Raw genomic sequence first — 11,595 nt, forward strand, 5'->3', positions numbered from 1 at the left:
TAATTAAAGCCATTAACAATCTAAAATAAAATGAAAGCAACTTAATGTATTCTTTTAATTTAATCCTTTTTACATCGTTTATTTTTGGTTCATCTATTGGAAGTTTTTTAAATGTATGTATTTTAAGAATTCCAAATGAAATTTCAATAGCTTTCCCACCTTCTTCATGCCCAAACTGCCAAACTTCCATAAAATGGTATGATAATCTTCCCATATTAAGCTATATTTTTCTTTGGGGCAAATGCAGAAACTGCAAATCTAAAATCTCTATCCAATATCCTTTAATTGAACTTTTTACAGGCTTTATGGCAGTTTATACTGTATTTATATTTTCATTAACAATTAAATCCCTTTTTGTATTTGTTTTTATCTGCGTTCTTGTTGTTGTAAGTGTAATTGATCTCCATCATAAAATCATTCCTGATATTATAAGTCTTCCTGGAATTCCTGTTTTTTTTATTCTGGCCCTGATTATAAATGAAATAAAAATCCTTGATCTTATTTTAGGAGTTTTAATCGGAGGAGGAATTCTTTATCTTATAGCATTTTTATACTACCTTTTTACTAAAAAAGAAGGAATGGGAGGAGGAGACATAAAGCTTCTTGCCATGATTGGTGGATTTATAGGGTATAAAGGAGTTCTTTTCACAATTTTTGCATCTTCACTTATAGGAACAACAATCGGTCTTTTGCTGATTATGGTTAAAGGCAGAGATATGAAATACGCCATTCCTTTTGGCCCGTTTCTTTCTCTTGGTGCTTTGATTTACATATTTTTTGGTGACTATTTAATTTTTCAATATATAAACTTCATAAGAGGATAAAAATCCACTTGATTATATTTTTTTTGAGAATATAGTCCTTTTTTAAGATTTAACTTATAAGGAACTTTAATCCATGTCCACCTAAAAAAACATCATACCTGGAACAAACTATTTTCATATAAATTTTTTCTAAAACTTAAATTTGGCGTATAATGAATCAGATAAAATTAAGAACAGCTCTTCCCAAAGACGAAGACTTTATAGTTTCACTTGAACAGCTTTCTTTTCCAAAAGAAAAACAAAGCACAAAAAAATCTATACAAAACAGCATTAACAGTAAAAATCAAATTGTATATATTGCAGAAATAAAAGGTATTCCAGCAGGATCTGCTATCCTTTTTCTTTATAAACATTCCCTTAGAATTTATTCCATTGCTGTTCATCCCGATTTCCAAAAAAAAGGACTGGGAAAATTTTTATTAAATAAAATATCTAAAACAGCTCAGGAAAAAGGATTTAAAAAAATAACCCTGGAAGTTGAATCAAAAAATGAACAGCTTGTAAAATGGTACCAAAAATTTTCCTTTGAAAAAACAGAGTTTTTAAAAAACTATTACGGCACTGATAAGACAGGATTCCGGATGGAAAAAAACATTTCCTGCCGCTATGAGGATTCTGAAGAAGCCGGAAACATAATTGTAGTTGATAATCCCAAAAAATATTCCCTTGATTTTCCCGGGATAAAAATTATTTCTGCAAAAGATTATCTTTCACTGAAATTGTTTAGAAATTCAGAAAAAATTAATGTGCTAAACCTTTGCTCCAATTATAAGGCCCATTCAATGGGTTATTATATTTCACTTATTTCTTCGGCAAGAAATCATAGGGTGATTCCCTCGGTAATGACTGTAAAAGATATTACCAACATTTCAATTGCCCAGACTCTTTTTGAAGAAATAAGAGATGTGTTTGATGAAAAACTTAAATCTTTAAAAAACCAATATTTTGAAATTATTGTTATTTTAGGAAAAACACCCACAAAAGAATATAACAATCTTGCAAAAAAGCTTTTTTCAATCTTTGAAATTCCTTTTTTCCAAATTGTTTTTACAAAAAAAGAATCCTGGAAAATAAAAAAAGTTTCTCTTTTAAATATTGATAATGCTTTAAATGAATATCCAGAACTTTTTAAAGAAGCCTTATCTGATTATTTTGATAAAAAAAGATATAGAAAAACAAGACTTAAAAACTATAAATATGATCTTGCAATTTTAGTAAACCCCGAAGAAAAAACACCTCCATCATGTGAAAAAGCCTTGAACAAGTTTAAAAAGGCTGCTGAAAAAACAGGATTTTACACTGAGTTCATAACCAAAACAGACTATAGAAGACTTTGCGAATTTGATGCTTTATTTATAAGAGAAACAACAGCTATTGAAAACCACACCTACCAAATAGCAAGACATGCCTACACAGAAGGTCTTGTGGTAATTGACGATCCATGGTCAATTCTTTTATGCTCAAATAAAGTTTATTTAAACGAACGTCTTGACCGTGCAGGAATAAAACAGCCTAGATCATGGCTTTTAACAAAAAAAATGCTCCATACATCAATAACAGAATCACTTCCTTTTCCAATTGTACTAAAGCTCCCTGAGAGCTCTTTTTCCCTGGGAGTATTTAAAGTTAAATCTCCAGAAGAACTTAAATCAAAATTATCTTCTCTTCTTTTAAAAAGCGATCTTGTAATTGCCCAGGAATATCTTCAAACAGACTATGACTGGAGAATTGGTGTTCTTGACAACCAGCCTCTTTTTGCCTGTAAATATTTCATGGCTCAAGGTCATTGGCAGATTTATAATTGGGAGTCCCAGGAAAATCCCGATTTTTCAGGAATGACTGAAGCTGTTCCAATAAATCAAGTACCTTCAAAAATTTTAAAAGCAGCTGTAAAATCATCATCTCTTATTGGGAATGGGCTTTATGGAGTTGATATAAAAGAAATTAAAGGAAGCCCTGTGATAATTGAAATCAATGACAATCCAAATATAGATTCAGGAATTGAAGATCAGCTTCTTGGAGAAGAACTCTACCTTAGAATAATGAACTCCTTTTTCAATAGAATTGAAAAAGAAAGACAAAATCCTAACTTTTTACTCTAATTCAGGAGTTTAACAAATAACTCGCCCTGACACTTAAACAAAAAAAACAAATAATTTAATAGCCAGATTTAAAAGTGATCCAAATTTAATATTGATATGGTGTGTTTGCTTTAAAAAACATTCCAAAATAATAATAACAATTAAATAGTTGCAAAAGCTCCCCTTAAAATTGTCATGAATAAAACTAACTTTTTAAATCTTGAGCCTGGATTAAAATCCTTCTATAAAAAACCTGTGTAGTACAGGGACAAATACAAAAATTTTATATTAAGCCGGAATTCTAAGATAAAAGAAAACCGGCTCCTTATAAACAAAATCAATCAGCTTTTTTATACTTCAGACAAAATTCTATCGTACATTTTGCCAACCCCATAATCTCTTCTTCTCATAAATTTGTTTGTAGAAGGACCAGTAAGCTGCATTTCAGGATTTCTTTCAAGAACACTCAAGGCTATTGCCATTTCTTTGGTGCAGCCTGTACTGTATGTAGAGTCTTTACCCACCCATTCAGGAGGAACTTTTTTTCCAAGAAGTTTAAATGAATAGGCAATGTCATCATAACTCTGGAATCTCCAGATATCAATATAACCGCTTCTTTGCACTATTTCCCACATATACATTAAATCATCTGCATCCATTCCTGATTCATAATATTTGGAAGGATTGATTATAAATGTATTTTCATAGCTTTGCTCCAAATAGGATATAAAAGTAGACATAATTTCAGTGGCTTCATCAATCTTGCCTGGAATGGAACCTATTATACCGCTGTAAAACATCACAGTTGAACCAGACTCTTTTTTGGTTCTCATTTTTTCAATTATCTCGGCTGCCTTTTTTTCAAGATCTTCTCTTCTAAACCTTATCACTTCAGGATGGGCTGCCTTAAGAGCTATTACAACAAACCCGTCTTCATTATGGGAAATGTTAAATACTGGTCTTGTAAACTCAAAATGAGTATCAAAAAACCTTCTTTTCTGCTCTATTCCTCTGGAAATTATTGCGTCACATTCCTTAAATGCACGTGCAAAAGTAGTTGAAGCCTTTAAAAGATTTAAATTTTCCTGGGTTCCGTCTGAAATAACAAGAACATTTTTTTCTCGCTGAAGATATGAAATAATTTCATTTTTAGAAAGATCCCTTCCATAAACAAACTCACTATGACTTAATTCTGACTTAAGAGTTTCATCTTCCTCAGCATCTGTAATATCAACTTTTGAATAAATAGGGGCCTCTTTAAAGACAAGGAAAACTTTATGACCAAGAGAAGCAAGGTAATTAACAATCCTTATATCTAAAATAACTTCTCCAGCCTCGTCTGCCAGCCACATGAGCTTTTTTTTCTGTCTTTTTTCAATTATAGACCCGCCACCTTCAATTCCAAGGAAGGAAAAAAAGTCTTTTACACCATTACCAAAAAACTTTTTATCAAAGCACTTTTGTAATTTTTTGCTGTCAATATGATGATCTTTGTCCCAGAAAATATCTGGCTGCCCTATTAAAGCAATAAACCGCCTAAGTTCAATATATTCTAACTTTCTTCTAATTTCCGACAAAGAGTCTGGAACTCCTGTTTCTCTGTTTACTCTTATATTGTCAATGGCTGTTTTAAACAGATTTGACTCAAGGAAATTTCTAACCAGCATATTTTTTTCAGCCTTAATTTTAAAATAAGGATCGCTTATTCCAGACTGATTAATAAAAATTTTAAAAAGCCTTTTTTCAAGCCTTGAAGGAATCATCATAAGATCCCTTGTTTCATGATCAAATTTTATACTTAAAAGAGCTTTTAAAAACGGTTTTTTTTCTTCATCTGAGACAAAATCATCAACAAGTTTAAAAATTCTTTCTTTTACTTTTGAGTATATAAATTCAAGCTCAGGATTTTTGCTCCTGGAAATTATTCTATGAAACATTTCATCAGTACAGGGATAATAATGAATTTTCTCATGCTTCATATAAACCATAAACCCAATCTGTTCAGGAGAAGCAACCTCATCGGGATAAATGGAATGATCAAGGTGATTTTCAATAAAAAAGATAGCATAAAACGCATCAAATTCCGGATTTTGACCCGGGGTAAAATTAATCACAAAAACCTCCGATGAAGTTAATTTTATAAGCAAATTCAAACTTAGTTAAATTTTTTTTGTTGTTTTTTATAAACTTAAAAAATTTAATTCAAGTTAAAACTTAATTTGAGTACCTGGTAGGATCTTTAACACCTGCTTTTTCAAATCCTTTTTTTCTTATTTCACAACTATCACATTTTCCACAAGATCTCCCTTTTTCATCGGGATTGTAACAGCTGGATGTCAGTCCATAATCCATTCCAAGTTCTATTCCTTTTTTAATTATCTGATCTTTAGAAAGTTTGGCAAGAGGGGTGTGGATTTTAAAAGGATTTCCTTCAATTCCTTTTTTGGTTCCAAGATTTACAGCCTTTGAAAAAGCTTCAATAAATTCAGCTCTGCAATCAGGATATCCACTATAGTCAATTGTAGTAACCCCTATAAAAATATCGTCTGCTCCAATAACTTCTGCATAGGAAACAGCATAGGAAAGAAAAATTATATTTCTTGAAGGAACATAGGTAATAGGGATTTCCTTATTGTTTTCCTTAAAATCAGGAACATTCATTTTTTTATCAGTAAGAGCTGAGCCTCCTATAAGGGACATATCACTGTTAATTATAAGATGTTCAGCTACTCCAAGAAATTTTGAAGTTTGTTTTGCAAAATCAAGTTCTTTTTTGTGTCTTTGATTATAATCAAAGGAGATTGCAAACACATCAAAACCCATATCTTTAGCAATAGCTGTACAGGTTGCTGAATCAATTCCACCGCTTAAAAGCACCACAGCCTTTTTTGTATTCATTTTACACTCCCCTCATTGACTCAGGCCAAATTACTTTATGCATCTGGATTTGCATCCTTGAATCAGACTTTTCCTTAATTACCCATGAAGCAAGATCCCTTAAATCAGTTTTTCCAAATACAGGAGAAAAAATTATATTTTCAGGTCTTATTTTTAAATTTGATTTTTTTATTAAATCAACAGCAAAATCAAAATCTTTTTTGTTTTCAACAACAAACTTAAGCTGATCTTCATTTTCAAGCTTTTCAAGATTGGAATAAAGATTAAATTTATCCATTTTACTTGAAGGGGTTTTAATATCCATTATTTTCACACAGGATTTTTCAACAAGATCAAGATCATAACTTCCGTTTGTTTCTATAAGGGTTTTAAAACCTTTACTTAAAAGCACTTGAATAAGCTTGGGAGTGTTTTCCTGTAATAGAGGCTCTCCTCCTGTTATTTCTACAAGATTTACTTTGTAAGAATCAATTTTTTCTAAAATTGATTCTATTTCAACAGCTATTCCTTGATTAAAAGAATATTTGGTATCACAATATGAACATCTCAGGTTGCAGCCTGTAAGCCTTATCATCACACAAGGCCTTCCCTGATCAAGGCCTTCTCCCTGGATGGAGCAAAAAATTTCATTTACAATAAGTTTCATATTTACTCATGAATTTGCAATTTAAGCCGATTTATATTAAAAATCTGATTTTCTTGATAAACAAAACCAGTCAAACAAACATTATAAAAGAAATTTGTTCTTTTGGCATTAGAAAAACAATGATTTTAATTATTAAAAAATTTAAACAGATAATCTCAAACCTGAAAACAAAATGAAAAAAAAACAAACAGATAAAATAATTAGCAAAAAAAAATCAAAAGCCAAAAAAATTTTGTTTATAATTTTTACTTTGATTTTATCCTTGATAATTGCCGGCGGAATAACCTGGTATATTTACATTGAAAAAGACAGATTTAAGCCAAAAACTCACGAGTTTTTTGAATTCCCGCTTAAAACCCAGACATTTTTTTATAAAAACTATCCAAAATTAATTTCTCTAGTGGATTCAATTGACAATGAGCTGGAAAAAGTAAAAAAAGAAGCCCAAAGAATTGAAAAACTTGAAAAAGATTATCCAGGCCAAAAAAATATAACAGAAAGAGCTCTTCTAAAACTAGAAAAAATTCAAACCGACTCAAAAAATGAAATGGATAAAATCATAAATGATTTAAACAATATTTTTGTCAGGGCAAATCTTGGCTCTGCTCCTTTTGAAGAAAACTTCATTAATGACACAAAAATTGCTGAAGAAAAACTTGATTCACTCCAAAATAAAATATCCAGAGAATCCAAGCCCTATAAATCTGATAAAAAAGAACCTCAAAGTATCCTGGAAAATATTAAATCATATTTTCACCTAAATTAAGCGTCTTATATTTAAAAATATAAAAACCAAGGGAATCTTAAGAATTAAGCCATCTAAGGGCAAACTTAAAAATCACTTAATTCACCTTTAGCTCAAACTAAAAGGGCTTATGTTTTTAAGCTGATGCTTGATTCTTTTTTTACCGGATCAATTGCTTTTCTAACAGCTGCTGCAAGATCTTTTTTTAAAACAGGCTTCATTATAAAAGCGGAGATTTCCTTATTTATATTTTTTTCCATTTTAACTGTTCCAGTAAACCCTGAACAAATAATTACCGGAAAATCTTTTCTAATTGAGTGAACTTTTCTAGCAAGCTCAAGTCCTGTCATATTGGGCATTGTATGATCTGTAACCAAAAGATCATAAGCGTCCGGGGCAGCTTTAAAAGCTTCAAAAGCCTCTAGACTACTTGTTCTTAAAGTTGTTTTATAACCCAGCCTCTTAAGGGTTCCACCCATAACCTCAACTATAAGTTCTTCATCATCAACAACAAGAATGTGTTCCTTGCCCCCTTTAATTCTTTCTGAAAGTAAATTTTCATTAGAATTGTCAGACTCTTTTGCTATGGGAAGATAAGTGTTAAAAGAAGAGCCTTTTCCTTTTTCACTAAATACCCTCAAAAAACCTCTGCAGGATTTGACTATCCCGTGAACTGTAGCAAGCCCAAGCCCTGTCCCCTTGCCCTGCAACTTTGTGGTAAAATAAGGATCGAAAATTTTTTCAATAACATCTTGAGAAATTCCATCACCTGTGTCTGAAACTACAAGCTTAAGATATTTTCCTAATTTGATATCCGGCATTAAAGATCTGTCAATATCTTTTTCATCAAGTTCTACTGCCTCAAGACTGATCTTAAGAACTCCTCCTTTGTTTTCCATTGAATGAAATGCATTGGTTCCCAGATTCATTATCAATTGATGAATTTTTGTAGGATCAGCAAAAACTGTAAGATTGGTTTTTTCAATTTCTGGTTCAATCTTTGTTCTTATTTCTATGGTTGCAGGAATAGAAGCCCTTAAAAGTTTTAAAACTTCATTAATTATCAAATCAATTCTTACAGGCTTTTTTTCTTCTTCATTCTGCCTGCTGAAAGTAAGAATCTGATGGACAAGATCCCTTGCTCTTGATGCAGCAGATAAAATATTTATAATATATCTTTTTTCATCACTGCCTTTTTCATATCTATTTGAAAGAAGCTCAGAAAATCCTATAATCGGAAATAAAATATTATTGAAATCATGGGCAATTCCTCCAGCAAGAGTTCCTATGGCTTCAAGCTTTTGTGATTTTCTTAATAAAGATTCCATTTTTCTTTCATGGGTAACATCTTTTTTTACCGCAACAAAATACCTAATCTCTCCGCTTCTATCAAATACAGGTGAAATTGAAGCCTCTTCTTCAAACATATCTCCATCTCTTGATTTATTCCTAAAATACCCTTTCCAGATAAGCCCTTGTTTCAGCCTGTTCCACATTTCTTCATAAAAAAAGCTTCCATGAAAACCGCTTTTAAGAATATTTGGTTTTTGACCTATGGCCTCTCTTCTAGAATATCCTGTAAGATTTTCAAAAGCAGGGTTGACATAGAGGATCGCCCCTTCTTTATCTGTGATAACAATGCTTTCAGCAGCCTGATCCATGGCAACTGATAAAATTAAGCGTTCTTCTTCCATTTTAACTCTTCTGGAAATATCAGCTGCAACTCCGCTTACTCCCACAGCCTGATTTTTGTCATTTATTATTGGAGAAATTGTAACTTCATAATAGCGATCAATAAATTTGATCACTTTTGTAAAAGCCTTGAACTTCAGTCCTTCTTTAATAAGATCAACAATTTCAGGAAAATTTTTGTAAAGCTTGAAAGCAGAAACCCCTACAAGAGAATCAGGTTTTAGCCCAAATGGTTTAAGACCCATTCCCCTGCAAAGTGTAACCACCCCTTCAGAATTAAAAGCCCACAAAACAACAGGAAGACTGCTTATAACTGAACTAAGCCTTTCCTGGGCTTCTTTTAAATGCTTTTGTGCCAAAACCTTTTGAGAAACATCTTCAATTGAAGCAACAAACATTTCTATATCGCCATCTTCGTCAAGAAGAGGGGTGGCATTAAAAGAAAGATGAACCATCCCTTTTTCAGCCAAGGTAACAACATGTCTTATATCCTGAAGCTTTGTTTTTTTACGTTTTAGAAGATTGAAAATACATTGATCATCATCAAGCTTATTCAAATTAAAATCTCGTATATTCAACAATTTATCATTAAAAGATTTACACTTGATTTCATCTGCTTCCTGTCCAAGAATCTCAGCAGTTCTTTGGTTTGCATAAAGTATTTCACCTGATTTTCCATCAACTGCAATTATTCCTGCAGGACTTGTTTCAACAACTTTAGAAAGGAAAGCTCTTTCCTTTCTAAGCTCATTTTCAACTTCCTTTAATTTTTCTATTTCACGGACTATAGATAAAAGATGGGGTTTGCCGTTTAAAATAATTTTTGAGGCAGAAAACAGGCCTGTGATAAACTTACCCGACTTAAGCTGAAATTTAGACTCGTAGTTTATAACTATTCCGTCTTTTTCAACCATATCAATCATCTTAAAACGATCTTCCATTTTTTCCCAAAAAATAAATTTTAAAGCAAGATGATCCTTTACCTCTTCTGCCTCATACCCTGTTATTTTGGTAAAACCATCATTAACATCAACAATAACACCTTCAGGAAATGTTGTTATCACCACAGCATCTGGATTCGTTTTAAAAGCTACTCTGAATTGATTTTCACTTTCTGCCACTTTTAAAAAAGCCTGATGTTTTTGAATAGCTACAGCAAAAAGGGCCGCTATTTTTTCAAACTGGTTTTTAATTGAATGATTAAATTCAATATCCCTGCTTCCCGCAGCTATAATTCCCACAACCTTGTTTTTTACTGCTGCAGGAACAGCAATTACCGAGTTTAAATAAAAATCCTGAACCTTGCCTGGAAGAATTGAAAGTTCATTTTCTGCCTTGTTTAAATAAAGTCCCTTTCCAGAATTAATTGCCTTACCGCAGATCCCCTTGATTTTTGACAAAGATTTTTTAAAAACAACCTCTTCTAAAGTTTTATCTAAATCATAACTGCAACCAAAAAGCTCCACTAAGCCCTGATCTTGATCTATAAACCCTGATACAATGTATTGGGAGCCGGTAAGGGAAGAAACAGCCTGATTAACTGCCATAGAAGCTTCGTGCATAGTGTTTGATATAAGAACAGTTCTAGCAAACCTTGCTATGATTTCATCATTACTGGATTTTTTGGCAAGAATTTTTTCTGTGTTTTTACCCATTTCTATCATTTTTTGCAGTTTGGAATGCTGAATAAGAAAATACAAACCCAGCAAAAAAAAACAAATAAGAGATAAACCCACATATAAAGTTGTGGTCCAGGTGATCTTGAAAAAATAAAGAATATTACCTTCTACATATAAATATGTTGAAACCTGGTTATTGGTTTCAAGGGGATAGAGCATCTGAAACTCGAATTTATCCATTTTATATTTAATAGTGGTCAAGATTTCTTCTGTGGGGGTGATAAATTCAGAATTTTCTTCTGAAGGAAAAGCAAAAGAACTTTGGTTTCTACCTTTAACTAAAATATTGAGGTTTTTGATCCATTTATTTTCCAGATTTTTGGAATCCAGATATTTTTTTATTCCCGGAAGGGACTCAAAACTAGGATATTCATCGTCAGGCAGAACTTTTCTTAATTCAAAACCCATTTTTCTTATATTTTCAATCCCTGCTGAAAGCCCTTTTGTATTAACAAAAACAGTAAAGCCAAACGAAAGGATAAAAAAGAACAAAAGAAAAACAAGCCCAAAAATCCATATTTTTGCTGAAGTTTTGATGGTGTTAAGCATTGACTGAAAGCCTTATTGAAACTTTTAAAAAATTAAACTTCTGATTATTAATGCTTTTAAAAAACATACGAAATACTCTTTGTCAAACTAATCAACAAAAAATCCATCATTATACTGAATGCTTGAAAAGTCAGTCCAGGTTTTATAAAATTAAATTAATAAATTTTTAAAATTTAAGGTTAAAAAAGTTATTGTGCCGCCCGGAAATCTCATCATTTTTGTTTATAGATGTTTTATGTGGGATAATTCGGAGGGAGAATGAATATATTAGGTTAGCATATCTTAAAACCGGACGGCTCAATAAATAAAGGACAGTTTAAACTGTCCTGACTAATAAATTTTGGAGGCGGCACTCAGATTTGAACTGAGGAATAAAGGCTTTGCAGGCCTCTGCCTTACCACTTGGCTATGCCGCCGTGGAGCGGGAAACGAGATTCGAACTCGCGACTTCAACCTTGGCAAGGTTGCACTCTACCACTGA

The 11,595-nt window shown here is 32.0% G+C and carries 7 protein-coding genes and 1 tRNA gene; 3 read left to right on the forward strand and 5 right to left on the reverse strand.

The features are described 5' to 3' along the window. The first annotated feature begins 44 nt into the window (after positions 1-44). The gene (locus RBR53_08360; protein MDY0132668.1) at positions 45-824 is read left to right on the forward strand and encodes a prepilin peptidase; all 780 of its coding nucleotides are present in this window, start codon (positions 45-47) and stop codon (positions 822-824) included. A gap of 152 nt (positions 825-976) precedes the next feature. Continuing rightward, positions 977-2,926, forward strand: coding sequence for a GNAT family N-acetyltransferase (locus RBR53_08365; protein ID MDY0132669.1), 1,950 nt, complete (start codon positions 977-979; stop codon positions 2,924-2,926). A 329-nt stretch (positions 2,927-3,255) separates the two neighbouring features. Here the strand turns inward: RBR53_08365 and RBR53_08370 are convergent, their stop codons facing one another. From RBR53_08370 to RBR53_08380, 3 genes are all read right to left on the reverse strand, one after another. Then, positions 3,256-5,019 (reverse strand): hypothetical protein, encoded by a 1,764-nt coding sequence (locus RBR53_08370; protein MDY0132670.1) that lies wholly within the window; start codon positions 5,017-5,019, stop codon positions 3,256-3,258. A gap of 100 nt (positions 5,020-5,119) precedes the next feature. Continuing rightward, complete coding sequence (queC, locus tag RBR53_08375) at positions 5,120-5,803, reverse strand: 7-cyano-7-deazaguanine synthase QueC (protein MDY0132671.1); 684 nt, start codon at positions 5,801-5,803, stop codon at positions 5,120-5,122. 1 nt (position 5,804) lies between these two features. Continuing rightward, positions 5,805-6,449: a radical SAM protein gene (locus tag RBR53_08380; GenBank protein MDY0132672.1), complete on the reverse strand. Its 645-nt coding sequence runs from the start codon at positions 6,447-6,449 to the stop codon at positions 5,805-5,807. A gap of 172 nt (positions 6,450-6,621) precedes the next feature. Here RBR53_08380 and RBR53_08385 point away from each other — a divergent pair, with 172 nt between their 5' ends. Beyond that, positions 6,622-7,215 (forward strand): hypothetical protein, encoded by a 594-nt coding sequence (locus RBR53_08385; protein MDY0132673.1) that lies wholly within the window; start codon positions 6,622-6,624, stop codon positions 7,213-7,215. A 107-nt stretch (positions 7,216-7,322) separates the two neighbouring features. Here the strand turns inward: RBR53_08385 and RBR53_08390 are convergent, their stop codons facing one another. Continuing rightward, positions 7,323-11,114: a PAS domain S-box protein gene (locus RBR53_08390; GenBank protein ID MDY0132674.1), complete on the reverse strand. Its 3,792-nt coding sequence runs from the start codon at positions 11,112-11,114 to the stop codon at positions 7,323-7,325. A gap of 341 nt (positions 11,115-11,455) precedes the next feature. Beyond that, positions 11,456-11,530: transfer RNA gene (locus RBR53_08395), tRNA-Cys, on the reverse strand. Positions 11,531-11,595 lie beyond the last annotated feature (65 nt).

This window comes from Desulforegulaceae bacterium (genome assembly GCA_034006035.1).
Lineage (GTDB): Bacteria > Desulfobacterota > Desulfobacteria > Desulfobacterales > JACKCP01 > JACKCP01.

Bases quoted from the DNA above. Each gene is read 5' to 3' on its own strand.
- queC (MDY0132671.1), bottom strand. From the start codon at position 5,803: ATGAATACAAAAAAGGCTGTGGTGCTTTTAAGCGGTGGAATTGATTCA.
- RBR53_08385 (MDY0132673.1), top strand. From the start codon at position 6,622: ATGAAAAAAAAACAAACAGATAAAATAATTAGCAAAAAAAAATCAAAA.
- RBR53_08380 (MDY0132672.1), bottom strand. From the start codon at position 6,449: ATGAAACTTATTGTAAATGAAATTTTTTGCTCCATCCAGGGAGAAGGC.
- RBR53_08365 (MDY0132669.1), top strand. From the start codon at position 977: ATGAATCAGATAAAATTAAGAACAGCTCTTCCCAAAGACGAAGACTTT.
- RBR53_08360 (MDY0132668.1), top strand. From the start codon at position 45: ATGTATTCTTTTAATTTAATCCTTTTTACATCGTTTATTTTTGGTTCA.
- RBR53_08390 (MDY0132674.1), bottom strand. From the start codon at position 11,114: ATGCTTAACACCATCAAAACTTCAGCAAAAATATGGATTTTTGGGCTT.